General features: G+C 62.2%; 18 protein-coding genes and 2 tRNA genes. All 20 read right to left on the bottom strand.

Annotated elements, in window-relative coordinates; translation table 11 throughout:
• Window position 1: 1 nt before the first annotated feature.
• Complete coding sequence (locus tag DXA43_RS02520) at window positions 2-244, bottom strand: acyl carrier protein (protein WP_055309519.1); 243 nt, start codon at window positions 242-244, stop codon at window positions 2-4.
• Between the two features lie 124 nt (window positions 245-368).
• Entirely contained in the window at window positions 369-1,388 is a 1,020-nt protein-coding gene (gene plsX, locus DXA43_RS02515) for a phosphate acyltransferase PlsX (protein WP_117806160.1), read from the bottom strand.
• A gap of 87 nt (window positions 1,389-1,475) precedes the next feature.
• Complete coding sequence (gene rpmF, locus DXA43_RS02510) at window positions 1,476-1,655, bottom strand: 50S ribosomal protein L32 (protein ID WP_022094017.1); 180 nt, start codon at window positions 1,653-1,655, stop codon at window positions 1,476-1,478.
• Window positions 1,656-1,719: 64 nt separating this feature from the next.
• On the bottom strand, window positions 1,720-2,274 hold the full coding sequence (locus DXA43_RS02505) for a DUF177 domain-containing protein (RefSeq protein ID WP_117564150.1): 555 nt from the start codon (window positions 2,272-2,274) through the stop codon (window positions 1,720-1,722).
• Window positions 2,274-2,771 carry an ATPase gene (locus DXA43_RS02500; RefSeq protein ID WP_040358176.1) on the bottom strand — a complete coding sequence of 166 codons (498 nt, stop codon included), beginning with the start codon at window positions 2,769-2,771 and terminating at the stop codon, window positions 2,274-2,276. Before DXA43_RS02500 ends, DXA43_RS02505 begins: the two co-directional genes overlap by 1 nt.
• Before the next feature lie 68 nt (window positions 2,772-2,839).
• Complete coding sequence (gene coaD, locus DXA43_RS02495) at window positions 2,840-3,337, bottom strand: pantetheine-phosphate adenylyltransferase (protein WP_117806159.1); 498 nt, start codon at window positions 3,335-3,337, stop codon at window positions 2,840-2,842.
• Window positions 3,330-3,986: a 16S rRNA (guanine(966)-N(2))-methyltransferase RsmD gene (gene rsmD, locus DXA43_RS02490; RefSeq protein ID WP_117765711.1), complete on the bottom strand. Its 657-nt coding sequence runs from the start codon at window positions 3,984-3,986 to the stop codon at window positions 3,330-3,332. Before rsmD ends, coaD begins: the two co-directional genes overlap by 8 nt.
• Window positions 3,983-6,160, bottom strand: a complete 2,178-nt coding sequence (recG, locus tag DXA43_RS02485) for an ATP-dependent DNA helicase RecG (RefSeq protein WP_117806158.1) — start codon at window positions 6,158-6,160, stop codon at window positions 3,983-3,985. Before recG ends, rsmD begins: the two co-directional genes overlap by 4 nt.
• 10 nt (window positions 6,161-6,170) lie before the next feature.
• Window positions 6,171-7,832: a DAK2 domain-containing protein gene (locus DXA43_RS02480; RefSeq protein ID WP_117806157.1), complete on the bottom strand. Its 1,662-nt coding sequence runs from the start codon at window positions 7,830-7,832 to the stop codon at window positions 6,171-6,173.
• Between the two features lie 27 nt (window positions 7,833-7,859).
• Window positions 7,860-8,249, bottom strand: coding sequence for an Asp23/Gls24 family envelope stress response protein (locus tag DXA43_RS02475; RefSeq protein WP_199580511.1), 390 nt, complete (start codon window positions 8,247-8,249; stop codon window positions 7,860-7,862).
• A gap of 161 nt (window positions 8,250-8,410) precedes the next feature.
• Window positions 8,411-8,485, bottom strand: a tRNA-Asn gene (locus DXA43_RS02470).
• A 34-nt stretch (window positions 8,486-8,519) separates the two neighbouring features.
• Window positions 8,520-8,594: transfer RNA gene (locus DXA43_RS02465), tRNA-Asn, on the bottom strand.
• Between the two features lie 160 nt (window positions 8,595-8,754).
• Entirely contained in the window at window positions 8,755-10,104 is a 1,350-nt protein-coding gene (gene rpoD / locus DXA43_RS02460; RefSeq protein WP_055286388.1) for an RNA polymerase sigma factor RpoD, read from the bottom strand.
• Window positions 10,105-10,214: 110 nt separating this feature from the next.
• On the bottom strand, window positions 10,215-12,323 hold the full coding sequence (dnaG, locus tag DXA43_RS02455) for a DNA primase (protein ID WP_117806156.1): 2,109 nt from the start codon (window positions 12,321-12,323) through the stop codon (window positions 10,215-10,217).
• Window positions 12,316-13,323, bottom strand: a complete 1,008-nt coding sequence (gene ribF / locus DXA43_RS02450; protein WP_233539997.1) for a riboflavin biosynthesis protein RibF — start codon at window positions 13,321-13,323, stop codon at window positions 12,316-12,318. The genes dnaG and ribF overlap by 8 nt, the downstream gene beginning before the upstream one ends.
• Window positions 13,320-14,252: a tRNA pseudouridine(55) synthase TruB gene (gene truB / locus DXA43_RS02445; RefSeq protein WP_117806155.1), complete on the bottom strand. Its 933-nt coding sequence runs from the start codon at window positions 14,250-14,252 to the stop codon at window positions 13,320-13,322. The genes ribF and truB overlap by 4 nt, the downstream gene beginning before the upstream one ends.
• 15 nt (window positions 14,253-14,267) lie before the next feature.
• Window positions 14,268-15,311 (bottom strand): bifunctional oligoribonuclease/PAP phosphatase NrnA, encoded by a 1,044-nt coding sequence (locus tag DXA43_RS02440; RefSeq protein ID WP_099431635.1) that lies wholly within the window; start codon window positions 15,309-15,311, stop codon window positions 14,268-14,270.
• Window positions 15,304-15,714, bottom strand: a complete 411-nt coding sequence (rbfA, locus tag DXA43_RS02435; RefSeq protein ID WP_117629486.1) for a 30S ribosome-binding factor RbfA — start codon at window positions 15,712-15,714, stop codon at window positions 15,304-15,306. Before rbfA ends, DXA43_RS02440 begins: the two co-directional genes overlap by 8 nt.
• Before the next feature lie 11 nt (window positions 15,715-15,725).
• Window positions 15,726-18,440, bottom strand: a complete 2,715-nt coding sequence (gene infB, locus DXA43_RS02430) for a translation initiation factor IF-2 (RefSeq protein ID WP_117806154.1) — start codon at window positions 18,438-18,440, stop codon at window positions 15,726-15,728.
• A 91-nt stretch (window positions 18,441-18,531) separates the two neighbouring features.
• Window positions 18,532-19,779, bottom strand: a complete 1,248-nt coding sequence (gene nusA / locus DXA43_RS02425) for a transcription termination factor NusA (RefSeq protein ID WP_006234042.1) — start codon at window positions 19,777-19,779, stop codon at window positions 18,532-18,534.
• Window position 19,780: the final 1 nt, after the last annotated feature.

Here is a 19,780-nt window from a genome sequence, read left to right as displayed (position 1 = left end):
CCTAAGCCTCCCTGGCGTTTTCGATCGCGTCGACGGCGTCGGCGACAGAGTTGAGCGAGAGCAGGGTCTCGTCATCGATCTCGAGATTGAACTCGTCCTCGATAGCCGTAACCAGTTGCAGGCGCTCGAGCGAGTTGGCATCGAGGTCGTCAAAGGTGGTCTCATCGCTAATTTCGGCAACATCGACGCCCAGAACGTCAGCAGCGACCTCGGCGATCTTGTCGAAGATTTCGGAGCGGTCCATAGCGCTTCCTCTCATAGTGCATGAATACCAAAAGAATGGTACCGCCCAGGCGGTACCAAGACACGGTTCTGATTCTACCCCACGAAGCAGGCCGCGAGGCACATAACAGCGCTCTAACTCGCTCTTACAAAACGATACCGTCCATAGAGTTGGCGACATTCTCGACCAGCCCGGCGCGCACGGCTTCAGCCGCCGCGAGCGTACCGTTTTTGACGGCCTCGACCGAGGTGGCACCGTGACCGATCAGGACCACGCCACGCAGGCCCAAAAGAATCGCGCCGCCCTTGGCATCACCAGACAGCTTGGTCTTAATCTCGCGCATCTGCTTTTTGATGAGCAGCGCGGCGATCTTGGTGCCGAGCGAGGCCATAAAGGCACCCTTGAGTTCCTGCAGCAAAAACTTGGCAGCGCCCTCGGTGGCCTTGAGCGCAATATTGCCCGACATGCCATCGGCAACGACGACATCGAAATTGCCCGAGGTGAGGTCGGTGCCTTCGCAGTTGCCCACAAAGCCGGGAACGGCGGCTTTCATAGCCGGGAAGCAGGCCTTGGTAAAGTTGGAACCCTTCTCGTCCTCGGTGCCATTGGCAAGCAGGCCCACGCGGGGATGCTCGATGCCCAGGACGACGCGGGCATAGGCGCTACCCATCTGGGCAAAACGCACCATGTCATCGACCTCGACATCGGGGTTGGCGCCCATATCGCACAGCACCGTCAAACCGCCGGCGCGATTGGGCAACGCATTGGTTAGACAGGGACGCACCGGCTGCTTCTTGCCTTCGGCCATATATCTAAACGGTGTGACGTAGGCGGTCGCGGCAGCTGTCATGGCGCCGGTCGAGCCGGCGGAGAAGAACGCGTCCGCATTTCCCTTCTTGATGGCACGGCACGACAGCACGATCGACGATTTACGCTTGGTCATCACGGCGCGAATGGGATCGTCATCCATGGCGATAACGTCGGGTGCCTCAAGAGCCTCAACACGTGCATGGGAAGCAGCAAAGGGATTGACGATTTCAGCGGGGCCAGCTGCCAAGACCTCGATATCGGGATCGGCGGCAAGCGCAGCCTCGATACCATCGAGAACAACCTGAGGTTTCTCGTCTCCGCCCACAACGTCTACACAAACGCGAACGTTACTCATATACATGCTCCTTATACAAAAATGGCCGACTCATTGAGCCGGCCATTGTGGTTCCATTTGGAACGGCATCGCATCCAGAGTATACCGTTACTCGGTAACGATAACCTCGCGGTCCTTGTAGAAACCGCAGCTGGGGCACACGTGGTGCGGAAGCTTGACAGCGCCGCAACGGGGGCACGTGGACTGAGCCGCAGCCGAAATCTTCATGTTGGCGGAACGACGGGTGTGAGTGCGGATACGACCCTGCTTTTGTTTAGGTACGGGCATAGTGACCTTCCTTATGAACTATCCAGTGTGGCGATTACGCGCAAGTAGCGATACTACCACAGTTTTACTCATCGAGCTTGAGATTCTTCAATGCTGCAAATGGATTTTCCGTGGCAGCGGCCCATTCTGCCTCTGCCTGGGCGGCGCAATCGCATTGCTCGACGTTGAGATTACAACCGCAAGTGGGGCACAGACCGCGGCAATCGGGCTTGCAGAGCACCACAAACGGCGTGTCCATGACGACCGCGTCGTTGATGGGCTCACCCAAATCGACGATGCGGTCCTCACCCAGGAGCTCGTAGCCGTCCTCGTAGGCCTCGGGATCCTCGGGCTCCTCGAAGAGGTAGAACTCCTCGATCTCGCCGGCGATATCAAACGAGGCGGGCTCCAGACAACGGTCGCACTCGCCGGTGGCGTGCGCGCGAACCATGCCCGTGAGCAAGACACCGGTACCGGCATTGGTAAAGACAACGTCGTAGTCGATGCCGTCCTGTAGCTGATACTCCTTCTCGCCCACCATGTAGGTGGCGACGTCGACCTTACCGGTCAGCGGATACGAATCACCAGGAAACTCGAGCTGCTCGGAAAGATCGACGGTAACGCTCGGGAACTCAGCCATTACCACTGACCATTCTGCTGGGCGGCACCCTCGTTGAGCTGCTGACGGCAACGGGTAACGGTGCCGGTCAGGCTCTTGAGGTTCTCCTCCAGGTGCGTAAAGACCTGCTCTGCGTAGTCCTCGGCAGCATAACGCGTCTCGCGCTCGTACTGCTGGGCACGATCGCGGATGTCGTCGGCCTGCTGCTGGGCTAAGCGGACGATCTCCTGCTCACCGGCAATGGTGAGGGCCTGCTGCTGAGCGTCGGCGATGATGGAATCGGCCTGAGCGGCGGCGGAAGCCATAAGCTCCTCGCGCTCCTTAAGGATACGGCGGGACTTCTGCCACTCCTCGGGATAGCTCATGCGGATCTCGTCGAGGATGTTGAAGAACACGTCGGCGTCGATGACCTTGAACTGAGCGTTCTTGCCGAAAGGCGGCTTGGCTTCCTCGATCAGCCCTTCGAGCTCATCGACCAAGCTGACGATCCTATCGCCAGGAAAATTCTCGCCCGGCATCCGGTCTCCTTTCATAGGTAACATATCATCGTGCTAGTTTACCACATGCCACCAGGCAATAAAAAACGTCACGAAAAGCGATGTCTGAGCGCTTCGACCACGTTGAGCGGGACAAACGTCGATACATCGCTGCCGAGCGAGGCGATCTGGCGAACGACCGAGCTCGAGATATAGCCGTACTGCGGCGCACTCATGACAAAGATAGACTCCAGCTCGTTATCTAAGCGATAGTTGAGGTCTGCCTGCTGCAGCTCGTACTCAAAGTCGGTCATGGCGCGCAGGCCCTTGACCACAGCCCCCGCCCCCTGCTCGCGAGCGAAGTCGACCAAGAGGCCGGTAAAGGGCAGGACCTCGACGCCGTCGATATCACCGAGCGCCTCACGAGCCAGCGCCACGCGCTCATCCAGCATAAACGTGGTGCCCACACCGTTTTTACCCTGCGACTCGGCGACAGCGACGATCACGCTGGGAAAGATGCGGCGGGCGCGGCGGATGACATCGATATGGCCAAACGTGATGGGATCGAAGGTGCCCGGGACGATCACGCGGTTGATGGTGTCACTCATGGGCGTTCTCCTGAACCGTCATGGCATCGGTGTTGTGAGCATCGGTGCCGGCGCAATCTTCCTCACCATCGTCATCGCCGACCCAACGAAGCAGGTCGACCGAGGTAATGCCGTAGCGCTTCTCGCGCACGATCTCAAAGCCTGCCGGATGCGCGCCCGCATCGGCGGCGGCATGCTCAAACAGGGCATAAGCGCCAGGTGCAAGCAGACCCTGCTGAGCCAGGTTCTGCAGCAGTATCTCGACCGGCTCGGCACCAAAAGCATAGGGCGGGTCGAGCAGGACCAGATCAAAGGGGCCGCCCGGCACACGACCGCGCGAGGCGCTCGCCAGCATGTCGCCCGTTACCACGCGCCAACGCGCACGGTCACGGCAGAGCGACTCGATATTCTTGGTAATGAGCCGCGCGGCATTCCGATCGATCTCGAACGTCGTGAGCGAGCGGGCGCCACGTGAGAGCATCTCTAACCCTAAGGCGCCGGAGCCGCCAAAGGCGTCCAGCACGCGGACCTCGTCCAGATCGAAGTCAAATGCCGACATGACCATAGATGCGCATGCCTCGCGCACACGATCGGTCGTGGGGCGGGTGACATCGCGACCACGGGGCTCCTCGATCTTACGACCGCGCCATTCGCCGCCGATGATTCTCATCCTCCGCTGACCTCCTTAAAAATGTGTCGATATCGCATGGCGACCGCATCGCGCAGGGGGCGCGTCGCCACGGAGTCAAGGTTGCAAGCATACCGCAAGAGCTCGACCGCGTCCAAATGGGCCCACTCGATCAGCTCCTCGTCGGCATCCAGGTCGACAAAGCGCAGAGTCACACCGCCATGCTGGCGGTACCCCAGGATTTCGCCCTCGTGGCGCAGACGAAGGTCCATCTGGGCGAGCGTAAAGCCGTCCGAGGTCTTTTCGAGCGACTGGAGACGGTCTTGCGCCGCCGAAGCGCCGCCGTTGCCCTTGGAGTGCGTCATGACCAGGCAGGTGCCCGACACGCTGCCGCGGCCCACGCGGCCGCGCAGCTGGTGCAGGGCCGCCAAGCCAAAGCGCTCACCGTTCTCGATGACCATGACGGTGGCGTTGGGCACGTCGACGCCCACCTCGACCACCGTGGTCGAAACGAGCACGTCGATCTCGCCGCGCTTGAAGGCGTCGATCACGCGATCCTTCTCCCCCGCCGGCATGCGGCCGTGAAGACGCTCGATGGTAAGCCCCGGCAACGCCAGGCGTAGGCGGTCGAGCTCGGTTGCCGTATCGTGCAGCGGCACGGGCACGGTTACGCGACCCTCGTCGTCACGGACGATACCGGGCACATCCTCAAGCTCATCGGCCGAGTCGCTCGGCTCCACGAGCGGGCAAATCACGTAGGCCTGCTGACCCTTTTCATGCGCCTCGCGGATGGCGCCATAGGCAAGGTCGCGGCTCGACTCGGTAAGCACGCGTGTCGTCACGCCAGCGCCAGGGACGGGCCGATGGCGGATGATGCTCGTGTCCAGATCGCCGTAGACCGAAAGCGCCAGCGTACGTGGGATGGGCGTTGCCGTCATAACGAGCAGATCGGCACCAGGGCCCTTCGCACGCAGGGCGTTGCGTTGGCCGACGCCAAACCGGTGCTGCTCATCGATGACCACGAGCGACAGATGCTTAAACGCCACGTTATCCGAAAGCACCGCGTGGGTGCCAAAGAGGACATCGAGCTCGCCCGATTCCAGCTGGGCATGGATCCGCTCGCGCTCGGCCGCCGGCGTGGCGCCCGTCAGGAGCGCCCAGGTCATGCCAGCCTGCAAGAGCAAGGGGCCGGTCTTATCGGCATATTGACGCGCCAGCACGCCCGTGGGCGCCATAACGCAGGCCTGCGTGCCGCTATCGGCAGCCACAGCCAGCGCGCAGGCGGCAACGGCGGTCTTACCGGTACCGACATCGCCCAGCAGCAGGCGGTTCATCACGCGCCCGCCATCGCACATATCGCGCAGGATATCTTGGAACGCGGCCTCCTGCTCGTCGCTCAGCGAAAACGGCAGGGCCTGCTTAAGCGCGGCCAGGTGCTCGCCCGCGGCGTGGGCGTAGGGCACCACATCGACCAGGCTGCCGTCGTTGCGCAGGCGCAGCGCCAGCTGCAGGTAGAGGCACTCCTCGTAGGCAAGCCGTGCGCGCGCGATATCGCGCTCAGCCATGCTCGAAGGAAAGTGGATCGATCGAAGCGCACGAGCATCGCTCATCAGGCGACGTTTAACGCGCAAGCGTGCGGGAATCGGGTCGAAGGGATTGCCGACGACCTCGAGCGCGCCACTTACGATGCGGCGCATCCATGCCTGGCTCACGCCGTCACTCACATAATGGACCGGCAAAATGGTGCCCGCAGCACGCCCGTCATCAAGCTTTTCAAAGTGCGGCGAGGTCATCTGCTTAAAACCGTAGGCAAACTCGACCTTGCCCATCACGGCCAGGCGGTCGCCCTGCTTAAGCTGCTGGGCAATCCAAGGCTGACGGAAAAAGGCGACCTGCAGCACGCCCGTCTCGTCAACGAGTGAGACCTCGGTCACCTGCATGCGCGGACGCGGCTGCTTTTGAACGATACGGTCGACCGTGGCGATGATGGTGCACACGGTACCGATGGGCGCCATCTCGATGGACCAGGAGCGCGTAAAGTCCAGGTATCGATGAGGGATATGGAGAAGGAGGTCCCCCACCGTCCGAATTCCCAGACGGCGAAGGGCCTCCTCACGTTTACCCGAAACATATTTGAGTCGCGCGATATCCTCGTCGAGCGCATTGCTCTGGGCAAAGCGATCCGAGACGCGCGGCACGGAGCAGAGCTCGGACATGGGCAGATGCCTACTCGATCGAGAAGATCACGGGATAGAGCGGCTGCTCGCCACGATGGGCGTCGATCTCCAGGTTGGGCTGAGCCTCCTCGATAGCGTCGACGATCTCCTGGAAGGCCTCGTCGGACAGCTCCTCGCCGGCCAGAATCGTCAGCGCGTCGCCCTCCTCTTCCTCCTGCATGCGGTTGATGCAATCGAGCGTGACCTGCTTCACGTCGGAGCCGACCACATCGATGGAGCCGGCCATGATGCCCATGACGTCACCGGAGTGAATTGGCGAACCGTCGGAGGCGCTGGAGTCGCGCACGGCGCGGGTGACCTCGCCATCGCGGACCTCGCTGATGGCGTCGACCATAGCGGCGACGGCATCCTCGAGCTCGGAATCGGGCAGGACCGCGAACAGCGCGGAGAAGGCCTGCGGAACGGTCTTGGTGGGAACGACGGCGACCTTCTTGTCGGTGCAGGCTGAGGCAGCGGCCTCAGCGGCCATGCGGATGTTGCCGTTGTTGGGCAGGATGATGACCGAGGTCGCGTTGACCTGGTCAACAGCGCCCAGCAGGTCTGCAGTCGAGGGGTTCATGGTCTGACCACCCGACACGATCACGTCGACGCCGAGGGACTTGAGGATGTCTGCCTCGCCGGACCCAGCGGCAACGGCGACAAAGCCCAGCGCCTTGGCGGGCTCGGCGGCCTTTTCCTGGTCCTCATGAATCTTGGCGGTACGGTCGTGGGCCTCCATCTCCATGTTGTGGATAAAGACCTCGTAGATCTGACCAAGCTGAAGCATGTGCTCGAGCACCAGGTTGGGGGTGTTGGAGTGCACGTGGATCTTGTAATCGGGGTAGGCGCCCACGAGTAGCTCACAGTCGCCCATGGAACCCAGGAACTTAAGGCACTCATCCTCGTCAAACGGGGCGTCGGCCTTAAAGAGGAACTCGTTGCAGTAGCGGAACTCCGAGCCCTCCCAATCGTCGTTGGCCTCGATCTCAACGCGGCCAAGAGCGGCGTCGCGTGCAGAGCCAGCGGAATCGAACGTAGCGGAGAAATCCTCGACAACGGTGCTGCGACCAAGTGCTGCAGCCACAAAGTTCTCCAGGAAGATGGCAAAGCCGAAGGCGCCGGAGTCGACCACGCCGTTCTCTTTGAGGACGGGCAGCAGGTCGGGCGTGCGTGCGACGGACTGGTAGGCCTCGACGACGATAGCGTCGAGCGCATCCTCGGCCGAGAACTTCTTCTTTTCGCACTCGTCGGCCTTGGTCGAGACATCGCGCAGCACCGTGAGGATCGTGCCCTCGATGGGCTTGCGGACGGCCTGGAAGGCCACCTTGACGGCACGACGGAAGGCGAAGGCGATGTTGGCGGACGTAATGGGCTCGTCGGCGGAGACAAGGCCCTCGGCCACGCCGCGCAGGATCTGCGAGGTAATGACGCCGGAGTTACCGCGGGCGCCCATCAGGGAGCCGTGGGTGATGGCGCCGGCAATGGCCTCCATGTCGGCATCGGCGGGAAGGGCGGAGAGCTCCTTGGTCACCGAGGCGAGCGTGAGCGACATGTTGGTGCCGGTGTCGCCGTCGGGCACGGGGAAGACGTTGAGCTTGTTGATCTCCTCGGCCTTGTCGGAAACGGCAGCCGCAGCGATCGGAAAACAGGTGCGAATGGTCTTTGCAATCATGGGTATTTGAATCTCCGTTTTCGGATGCTAGTTCAGACGGCTCTTGAGCGCGTCGATATGGATGCCGATCTTAAGGCTGGCGGGATCGATCTGGGCGATCTCCTGCAGGGTGAAGGCAACGGAGCTCGAAAGATTGTGGCAGACGGACTTCATGTTGACGCCGTTCTCGAGCACGACGTGAAGATCGACCGTAAGGCCGTTCTCGTCGGCGGAGACAAGCACGCCCTTGCGGAGGCGCTGGCCGGCAAGCAGGCGCACGCTCTCGGCGCCCTGGAGCTGCTCAGCCATTCCGACAACGCCGTAGCACGTCATCGCGGCATAACCGGCAATATCGGCAATAACGTCGTTCGAGACGCTCAGGCTGCCGTTAATGGTCTCAGACACAAGAATCTCCTTATCTGGTGCTTGCGGCACCATGTCGTGGGAGCAATCATTGCAATATTCTACAACGACCGCGCCATGTTGAGGTGGTGGGTCGCGGGATTACATCCTCGACACGAAATGTTGATATGGCAACGTTCGAGTCAAGTGGTCGCGGCATGAAAAAACCCGCCGCATAAGCGACGGGTTCTACAACCTGGCTCCCCGGGTAGGACTCGAACCTACAACAGCGCGGTTAACAGCCGCGTGCTCTACCATTGAGCTACCGAGGAATTAAAAAGCCCAGCGGAATGGGCTGAGAAATTCTGGCTCCCCGGGTAGGACTCGAACCTACAACAGCGCGGTTAACAGCCGCGTGCTCTACCATTGAGCTACCGAGGAATAGGTGCGTGCTCTCAAGCAACGAAGTTTATTATACGGACGAATCAGCTCAGGGCAAGAACTTTTTTGAGAATTTTTCCGACTTAGTCATTGAGGACGTCCCCAATGACCACATGAAAGCGCCCCCAAGCGGATGTGCTTGAGGGCGCTTCTTGCTTGACTAGCTTTCGATATAGTCTTTGAGCTTGCTGCTGCGGCTCGGGTGGCGGAGCTTGGCCAAGGTCTTGGACTCGATCTGGCGGATACGCTCGCGCGTGACGCCAAACTCGCGGCCGACTTCCTCGAGCGTGCGGGGATGCCCGTCGACAAGGCCAAAGCGTAGCTCGATAACCTTGCGCTCGCGATCGGCAAGCGAGTCGAGCACCTGGGTGAGCTGCTCCTGAAGCATGGAGAAGCTGGCGGCATCGGGCGGAACGATGGCCTGGGAGTCCTCGATGAAGTCGCCCAGCTGGGAATCCTCTTCCTCGCCGATGGGGGTCTCGAGCGACACGGGCTCCTGCGAGATCTTCTGGATCTCGCGGACACGGTCGGCGCTCATGTCCATCTCGGCACCGATCTCCTCGGGGGTCGGGTCGCGGCCCAGGTCCTGAAGGAGCTGGCGCTGCACGCGGACAAGCTTGTTGATGGTCTCGACCATGTGCACGGGAATACGGATGGTACGGGCCTGGTCGGCGATAGCGCGCGTGATGGCCTGACGGATCCACCACGTGGCATACGTGGAGAACTTGAAGCCCTTCTGGTAGTCGAACTTCTCGACGGCGCGGATCAGACCGAGGTTGCCCTCCTGGATCAGGTCCAGGAACAGCATACCGCGGCCGACGTAGCGCTTGGCGATGGAGACTACCAGACGCAGGTTGGCGCTGATGAGTGCCTGCTTGGCTTCGAGGCCCACGTTCTCAATGCGCGTGAGACGACGCATCTCGGCACGCGTGAGCTCGAGCTCACCGGCATCGGCAGCCTCGAGCTTCTCGGTGGCCTCGAGACCGGCCTCGATCTTCATGGCCAGATCGACCTCTTCGGAGGCGGTTAGCAGGTCGACCTTGCCGATCTCCTTGAGGTACATACGAACCGGATCGCCGGTCAGCATCACCGTGGAGGCATCGATGCCACGCACGCGCGAGCGTGAACGGGACGTGCGCACGGTGCGCTTCTTCTTGCTCTTGGAAGAACCCATCTCGGCGTCGGCCTGACGGGCCATCTTGAGCTCATGATCGTCGAGCGAGCCGGAATCGTGCTCGTCGTCGTCATCGAAATCGTCGGTATCGGTATCGTTATCGTCATCGTCGACGTCCATGGGGGCGTCGTCGTTACCGCTCGCGGAGATAATCTGGATGCCGCTGTTGCGCAGCGCGGAATACACCGCGGTGAGCTGCTCGTCAGAAACATCGATATCCTTCAGGGCGACCTGAATCTCGTCCTCGGTTACCGAAGTCCTGTTTGAGCCGTTGCCCATGAGCTTTGCAACGTAGGATTCCAGCCCAGTACCCGTGCTCTCAGTCTTTTTTGGCACAGATTCTCCCTTCATAGTCCACAGGACTCAATACTTTAGCACACGCATAGACGTCTATACCCAAAAAGAGGACTGGATATAGGCGAGAATACGCTGGTTGACCACAACATCTAGGCCTGTTCGGTGCCTGCGGCCTCCAGACCAATCAAACGGAACGGGTCCGCCACGCCGCCGATCGACTTTTGCAGTTCACGTTGACGCTGCGAATCCTGCGCGGCCTGCACGGTCAGCGCGCGACGGGCCTCATCGTCGAGCGAACGGTCCTGGCGCAGCTTGGCCTGTGCGGCACGCATGCGCCGCTTGATGGTGTAGAGCTCGAGCGTATCGAGCATAAAAACGATATTCGTCTCGGTGGGGTGCTTGCTCGTCGCCGAGATGCGCCCGGCACTCACAAGCGTTGCCGCCTCGGGACACACCGAGCGCGCCGCATCCATGCAGGCTGCCGGATCGGTTCCCGGCGGCGTTGCCAGCACGGCCCATGCGATAGACTCGTGACGTGGGTCAACCCACTCGATGGAGCAGATGCGGTCGGCATACGTGCGGAACAGGTCGGGGTAGCTCGTAAGCATCGTCAACAGCTCGCGCTCCCCTGCCAAGGACTTGCGCTCAAGATCAGTAAGAACCATCGGCGCCGCCGCAGCCGGAGCGCCCGAACCATCAGTCACAGGCACAGCACCCATACCATCAGGCACATCGATCGGCGGCAGGTCGTCGACGACCTCCACGGGCGCGGCACCGTAGGCATCGAGCGGGACGTAGTCATACGGCTCTTCTTCGACCGGCGCGGACACCGGCGGCGTCGCGCCCGATGCCCAAGCACCGCGAGATGCCCCCTGCGAACCAGACGTCCGACCGCCCGCGCTACCAGAGCGCTCGGCTTGCGCCCGCTGGCGTTCATAGTTCTGCTCACGACGTCGTTCCGCATCTTCGCGCTTGGCGACATCGCGAAACACGCGACCCGAACTCGCGCGAACCGTCTCCAGATCCAAACCCAGCAGATCGGCAATCTGGATAAAGTATGTGTCGATCATATAGCTATCGCGCAGCGGATAAATAAGCGTCAGCGCATCTTCCAGCGCCTTGGCACGACCGCCCGGCGTGGTGATGTCACTCGACTCCTGCAGCGAACGGTAGACAAAGTCCATGAGCGGCTCGGCAGCGTCGATGCGCGCCTGAAGCTCCTGTCCACCATGCGCTGTGATGAACTCCATGGGGTCGTTGCCGTCGGGCAGCACCACGCAGCGCAGGTCCATCGAATCCTGCTCGATAAATTGAATCGCGCGACGGGCGGCCTTCTGGCCCGCGGCATCGCCATCGAACATATACACGATACGCTTGGCAAAGCGGGTGAGCGTCTTGACGTGATGCTCCGTGAGCGCGGTGCCCAGCGTGGCGACAACGTTTTTGATCCCCGCCTCCCAGCAGGCGATGCAATCGGTATAGCCCTCCACCACGATGGCCGTATCCTGCGCGACGATAAACTCCTTGGCCCAATTAAAGCCATAGAGGTTTCGCTTTTTATGAAACACACTCGTCTCGGCGGTATTGAGGTACTTGGGTTGGCCGTCACCCATGATGCGCCCGCCAAAGGCAATGTTGTGACCCTGCTCGTCAAAGATGGGGAACATCACGCGGTCGTAGAAGCGGTCGGCAAGCTGCCCGCGCCCGCGGCTCACGGCAACGTTGGCGTCGATCATCTCCTGCGGGGTAAAACCCGCCTGGGACAGGTACGACACCAGCGCGTTGCGGCCCGGTGCAAAGCCCAGGCAGTAGCGACGGCAGACGTCGCCACCCATGCCGCGGCTGGCAAAGTACTCGCGTGGACGGCCGTCCTTACCGCGCATAAGCATGGTGTGGTAGAACTGGGCGGTCTCGGCGCACAGATCGTAGATGCGGGCACGCTTGGTACCGCGTTCGCGGCGATCTCCGGTGTCATGCAGCTCAATACCCGCGCGATCGGCCAAATATCGGATTGACTCGGGAAAGCTCAAGTTCTCGCGCTTCATGATATAGGTGAAGACGTCGCCACCCTCGCCGCAGCCAAAGCAATGCCACACCTGTGTGGCAGGGATAATGTGGAAGGACGGCGTCTTTTCGCCATGAAAGGGGCAGCAACCCCAAAACTCATGGCCGCGGGGCTTGAGCTCAACCGTTTCCTGCACGATAGCAACTAGGTCGGACGCAGCGCGTACCTGGTCTTTTTCCTCATCGCTAATCACGGATGCCCACCCCCTGCTCACCCAAGTTGTGACGAATGTCCTCGATGTTACCCTCGACGGTCGCAATCAACTCATCCAGCGAATCGAACACACGCGAGGGACGCAGCCAGCGCGTAAACGCCAGCGAAACGGAAGCGCCGTACAGGTCGCCCGTATAACCAATTAAGTTAGCCTCGAGATGCGATGAAGCGGCGTCGTCGGCATACGTCGGCGGCAGGCCGACGTTAACGGCAGCAGGCCACGCGGTGTCATCGACCAGCACCAGACCCTCATACACGCCATCGGCAGGCACCTGAATGCCGTCGGGAACCTGCAGGTTTGCCGTGGGAAAGCCCATGCCAGAACCCTCGTGACGGCCGCGAACAACACTGCCACGCACCATATACTGGCGGCCGAGCAACTCAGCAGCAAGCTCCACATGGCCCTGTCCCAGCTCATGACGAATGCGGGTGGCGCAAATGGCCTCACCGCCCTCGCAAAGCAGGTCGTGACCATACACGTCAACGCCGTGCTCGGAACCCCAGGCGCGCATCTCGTCAACACCAGAAGCACCGCCACGACCCAGCCTAAAGTCGCTGCCAACGCGAATCGAACGAATGCAGACCACGCGTGATAGCAGTGCGAAAAAACCGACATGGTCGAGTGCCGCAACCTCAGGCGTAAAGGGAACGGCCACCACCGCATCGACCCCGGTCTGAGCCAAGGCATGTAGACGGTCGGCCGTCGTCATCAATTTTTGAGCGGGCGAAGGACTCACCACAACGTCCGGGTCGGGATCGAAAGTGACCACGACAGCCTTGCAGTCATGGGCACGGGCATCACGGACAAGCGCTTCGATGAGTTCCTGGTGTCCACGGTGCACACCATCGAACACGCCGATGGCAATCGATGCAGCACCCAAGTGCTCGCACTCATCAAACGCATCGGCAGTGACGATGCGGGCCTCGTCCGACTCGCCCTCGAAAAAGATACGCGCGAGCTCACGAGCGGACAACATCATCGAACACCGCCGATTGCCTGCGGAAACACGTGCTCCATGACAAAGCGGCCACTCTCAATGCGGGCAAGCGCCTTGAGTCCCCCATCGAGCACCAACGCAAAAGGCGCCTTCGCGGAATCGAAATCGGCAAGCGCACGCTCAACGGGAATGCGTCGGCCGCAGAGCAGGTCGTCGGCAAGATTGCCCGGCAAGTCAACACGCGTGGCGCCCAAGGCCGCAATGGGATCCAGGGCAAAGCCAGCCGCGGACTCAGGAGAAAGCTCCTCGACCGCATGACAAGCGCCAATGGAAACAACACCGGAGGCCGTGCGGCGCAGCGCGGAAATGTGCGCGGCGCTCTCGCAGGCGCGGCCCAAATCGCGAGCGAGCGCACGGATATAGGTACCCTTGCTCACTGAGAACGCCACGGTCCACACACACGTATCACCTTCGCCTCCCACGGCGATCAGGTCGGCGGCATAGACCTCGACGGGGCGCGGAGGTAGGTCCACCGCATTGCCCTCGCGAGCAGACTTGTAGGCGCGAACGCCATTGACCGAGATAGCCGAAAACGCCGGCGGCACCTGCATCTGCGGACCCAGCATAGCGGCCAAGCGCTCACGGGCATAGGCAGGATCGCGGAGCTCGTTGGCAACAGCCACCGTGCGGACCGCCTCGCCCTCCGCATCATCGGTATTGGTCTCGGCGCCAAACGAGATGTCGGCGACATAGCTTTTGGTATCGAGCGTGAGCATGCCCAGCAGACGGGTGGCCTGGCCCACACCCACCACCATGACACCCGATGCCATGGGGTCGAGCGTGCCGGCATGGCCGACGCGTCGCTCATGGAGGGCGCGCCGGCATTGCGAAACCACATCGTGGGACGTGCAGCCCACCGGCTTATCGACGGCGAGCAGCATATTCAGTTGAGAAGGCGTACGACGAGCCATGTACCATCCAAAAAGTTAAAGCTCGACGGTCACCGAAGCGGGATCCTCCCCTACCAGTTCGGCCAGCATGGGAAGTGCCACGGTGAGCGTCTCGAGAATCGTTCCGTTGTTGGAGAAACCGGCGGCAGCGGGATGTCCGCCTCCGCCAAAGGCAGCAGCGATCTCGGACACGTTGAGGTCACCCTTGGAGCGCAGGTTGCCGCGCACCTTGGTATCGCCCTCAATGCCCTTCAGGAACAGGCAGACCTCGACGCCCATCACCGAGCGCACCACGTCAACCAGACCGTCGCACTCATCCGAGGTGACACCGCACGCCTCAAGGTCACTCTGGTACGCGTAGCTATACGCGACGCGCCCGTGGGCCACCGTCTTAATGCGGCCCATAACGATGGACTTGAGGTGCAAAAACTCAACGCGCATGCTCTGGTAGACCTCGAGTGCCACACGCGCCGGATCGGCACCGTGGGCAACCAGACGCGAGGCTGCATGGAACGCGGCGGCGTCGGCGTTTTGGTACTGAAAACGGCCGGTATCGGTAACCAAGCCGCACAGCAGGCAGGTTGCAACGCCATCACGTGCGACAATGCCGCAATTGTCCAAGAAGCGGTCGATGATCATGGCGCAGGCTGCAGCTTCGACGCGCCTCAGGCTGAGCTCGGCAAACTCCTCGCGCGCCGGATGGTGATCGAAGCACACCACATGCTTGGAGCGACGAAGCACCTCGGCGGAATTATTGAGACGCTCGACGACCGGCACGTCCACCGAGATGAACAGGTCCGGATTGCCGGTATACGCAGATGCCGGTACCAGGCGATCGGAGCCTTCCATAAAGCGGTAGATGCGCGGAACCGGATCATCGTCTGCCAGCAGCAGCGCAATGTCCTTGTTGGGGAAAAACTTCATGAGCGAAAGGCCCAGACCCAACACGGAGCCCAAGGCATCGCCATCGGGAGAAGTATGTCCCGAAATCGCAATGGAGGACGCACCCTCGATGAGCTCGAGGATGCGTCGCTGAATATCTGCAGACTCGCACGAGGCGAGGTCGGCGGAATTAGTCATCTAAAGCTGCCTCCTGGGCGGCATCCGCTATCGGATAGCCGTCCTCGTCCTTTTCGATCGCAAGCGTGGCGGGAACGTTTTCCAGCGCACGCGTGATGCGCTCAGCCTCATCGGTCGAGCGATCGATGCGAAAATCGAGCTCGGGCGTAACACGCCAATCGAGCGAGCGAGCCAACAGGCTGCGAATACGGCCCTTGGCGCTTGCGAGCGCCTCCATGACCTCGTCGTAGCGGCTCGCATCGCACGACACGAACACACGCGCGAACGAACGGTCCACCGCGACCTCGACCGCGGTCAAAGTAACCAGGTCGAGACGCGGATCGGAAACCTCAAAGAGCAGGATATAACCGAGCTTCTCGCGAAGCTGCTCGCCCAGACGGCGGGTTGCCTGCGTTTGCTTCATAGCGCTACCCCCTACTCGGTACGGGCAACCTGGTCGATGCGGTAACCCTCGATCTGGTCGCCGGGCTTGATGTCCTGGAAGTTCTCCAGGCCAATGCCGCCCTCGGAACCGCTCTTGAGGCTCTTGGCCTCGTCCTTGTAGTGGCGCATCGAGGCGATCTTGCCGTTGAAGACCACGATGCCGTCGCGCACCAGACGCACGGAATCGGTCGCGGCGATCTCGCCCTCTTCGACGCGGACACCGGCGGCGATGCCGACCTTGGGCACCTTGAAGGTGTCCAGAACGGTCGCGGTGCCCGTGGAAACCTCGACCTCGGTGGGCTTGAGCATGCCGATACGGGCTGCGTCGAGATCCTCGAGGCACTTGTAGATGACGTCGTAGCAACGGATCTCGACGCCCTCGCGCTCGGCGGCGGAGCGGGCCTTGCCGTCGGGACGGACGCCAAAGCCGATGATGATGGCGTTGGAGGCGTCGGCCAGAACGACGTCGGTCTCGTTGATGGCGCCAACGGCGGAGTGGATCGTGTTGATGCGCACCTCGGACTGGTCCATCTTGTCGAGGGAGTCCTGAAGGGCCTCGATAGAACCCTGGACGTCGGCCTTGATGATCAGGTTGAGTTCCTTGACCTCGGCGTCGGCGATGGTCTCGAAGAGGTTCTCGAGCGTCACATGCTTCACGCGGCTCTGCTCCTCGATGCGGGCCTTGAGCGAACGCTCGTCGGCCAGGGCGCGAGCCTCGCGCTCGTCCTCGAACACGCGGAACTCATCGCCGGCGTTGGGGACGGACTGCAGACCCAGGATCTCGACGGCGTCGGAGGGACCGGCCTCGGTGACGGCGCGGCCCTTGGGATCGAGCATAGCGCGGACGCGGCCGTAGGTGAGGCCGGCGACCAGCGTATCGCCCACGTGCAGGGTACCGCGGGTCACGAGCACGGTAGCGACCGAGCCGCGGCCCTTGTCGAGCTTGGCCTCGAGGACGTTGCCGGAGGCAAAGGTGTCAGGGTTGGCCTTGAGCTCGAGCACGTCGGCCTGGAGCAGCACGGTCTCGAGCAGATCGTCGATACCGATCTTCTGCTTGGCCGAAATGTTGACGAACATGTTCTGTCCGCCCCACTCCTCGGGGATGACACCGTACTCGGTGAGCTCCTGGCGCACGCGGTCGGGGTTGGCACCCGGCTTATCGATCTTGTTGACGGCGACGACGATGGGTACGCCGGCGGCCTTGGCGTGGTTGATCGACTCGACGGTCTGGGGCATGACGCCGTCGTCGGCAGCCACGATCAGAATGACGATATCGGTCACCTTGGCACCACGGGCACGCATGGCCGTAAAGGTGGCATGGCCCGGGGTATCGATGAAGGTGATCTTGCGGTCGTTGATCATAACCTGCGAAGCGCCGATTGCCTGGGTAATGCCGCCCGCCTCGCCGGCAGCGACGCCGGTGTGACGGATAGCGTCGAGCAGCGACGTCTTGCCGTGGTCGACGTGGCCCATGACGGTGACGACCGGGGCGCGCGGCTTAAGGTCGGCGGGATCGTCGTAGAACGAGAAGGTGTTCTCCTCCTCGGGGGTGATGATCTTGATCTGTCGGCCCAGGTCGTCGGCAACGAGCTCGACGAGGTCGTCGGACATGGACTGCGTCATGGTGAGCGGCGTGCCCAGCAGGAACAGGCGCTTGATGATGTCGTTGGCCGGAACGTCGAGCGCCTCGGCGAGCTCCTGGACGGTAACGCCCTGGGAGACCTTGATGGCGTCGAGCTCCTCGGGGTTCACGCCCTGGGCCAGCGCCTCCTCTATCTTGCGCTCCTCCTGAGCCTTGGCAGCCTCGCGCTCGCGCTTCTCCTTGCGCTTCTTGCGGCGACCGGTGGACTCGCGAGAGGCCTCCTCGACGGCAGCACGAGCCTCCTCGAGTACCTTCTCGCGGCTATACTCCTCGGCCTCGCGAGCCATGCGGCTATAGTGGTCCTCTTCGTTGTTGTGACCGCCCTTGCGCTTCTTGCCCTTGCCCTGCTTATCGGGGTTGGGGAAGTCCATGCCGGCAGCGACGTTGTTGCTGGCGTTGGTGCGATGGCTGTGCGGACGGCTCTCGGAGGCGTTGCGCTCGGAGTTGTTGTCAGAGGCGTTGCGATCGTTACGACGGCCACCGCGGCGGTCGTTGTTGCCGCCACGACGGTTACCGCGCTCGGCGGCGCGCTCAGCTTTGGCCTTGTCCTCGGCGTCCTTCTTCTCCTTGAGCACGGTCTCCTGTGCGGCGATCTGGTCGAGCAGCGAACGGAAGCGCGAACCGGAGTCGGAAGCGGGAACGGCGCGGCGCTGGGCCTCGCGGGCAGCCTCCTCCTTCTCGCGAGCAAGGCGCTCCTGCTCGGCCTTCTTCTTGGCCTCGGCCTCGGCACGGGCGGCCTCCTCGGCAGCCTGAGCTGCGGCAAACTGGCGGCGCTCCTCCTCGCGTGCCTTCTCGGCAGCGATGCGCTCGCGCTCGGCCTCGGCGGCGCGTGCGGCCTCCTCGGCGGCAGCTGCCTGCTCCTCGGCCTTCTTGGCGGCCTCGACTTCCTGAGCGCGGGCCTCGATCACCGAGGCGAGTTGTTTGCGGACCATGGCGACATAGGCGTCCTCCAGAGTGGAGGAAGCGGACTTAGCGGGAATCTTCATATCGGCGAGATGACCCATCAGTTCCTTGGAGGTCATGCCGAACTCTTTGGCCAGGGTGGACACACGGACTTTTGCCATATGACTTCACCTACCCTTTCTGGCACCTTGGGTGCCTAGAGACTGAACGAGCGTGAGAGACGCGCCGGGACCTGCCCGGCGCGACCGCGCGCTAGATCAGGTCCTCCGCATCATCGAAGGCGTCGGTGTCGTGGACACCGCAGAAACGGGAGCCGGGACGAGCCTGGTTGCGGCACTGGATGCCGTCCTCGGACACGTACTCGCAGCGGCGGACGTCCTCGTCCTCCTCGTCACCGATCAGGTCGGCGGCGGGCTCCTCGTGAACGGGAACATTCTTGAGGATGTCGGCGGCAAGCGTCTCGGACTTGATGTCGATGTGCCAGCCGGTCAGGCGCGCGGCGAGGCGGGCGTTCTGGCCCTCCTTGCCGATAGCGAGGGACAGCTGGTCGTCGGGCACAATGACGCCGGCGTAGGCCTTCTCCTCGTCGATGAGGACGCGGGTGACCTTAGCGGGCGACAGGGCGTTGGCGACGTAGACGGCAGGATCGGCATCCCACAGGATGACGTCGACGCGCTCGCCACGGAGCTCGCCCACGACAGCGCGAACACGGCTGCCCTTGGGGCCGACGCAGGCGCCCACGGGATCCAGACGGTCGTCGAGCGAGTGGACGGCGACCTTGGAGCGCTGGCCAGGCTCGCGGGCGATCGACTTGATCTGGACGGTGCCCTCATAGATCTCGGGCACCTCCTGCTCAAACAGACGACGCATGAGCTCGGGGTGGGTGCGGGAGATGACAATCGGCGGACGGCTGTGCTCGCCGCGAACCGGCTGCAGGTTGGAGTTGGGGTCGCGAACGTCGATGATCACGGCCTTGATGTGCTGGTTGTGCAGGTAGCGCTCGCCCATCGGGCGCTCGTTGCGCTCGTTCTCGTAACGGCGCTGATCGAAGTGCGGCAGCTCGGCCTCGACGCCCTCGCGAATCTTGACGATCGTGAAGTCGGGCGTGGATTGCAGCACGGTACCGCTGATGAGGTCACCGATGCGGCCGGAGAACTCCTCGTAGATCTGCTCGCGGGCGGAGTTGCGCACGATGGCGTTGATCTCTGCCTTGGCGTGCTGGGCGGCGATGCGGCTCGTGTTCTTGGGGGTGACGTCGATCTCCTCGAACTCGGTGAAGTTGCCCTCCTCGTCCATGGAATCGTCGATCGGCTCCAGGCGGTAGACATAGATCTTGCCGGTGGTGCGGTCGATGGTCACCTTGGCGCCCCACTCAAGATGCAGGATCTCGGCATAGCTCTTGGCGAGCGACTGCTCCAGGCGGTCGATCAGGTAGAGCTGGTCGATGTGCTTCTCCTGGCAAAGCTCCATCAGGGCGGACATCATGTCGGATGCTGCCATC

The organism is Collinsella sp. OF02-10 (genome assembly GCF_003463445.1).
In the GTDB taxonomy this organism is placed as follows: Bacteria; Actinomycetota; Coriobacteriia; order Coriobacteriales; family Coriobacteriaceae; genus Collinsella.
This window is presented reverse-complemented; position numbering and strand designations above follow the sequence as displayed.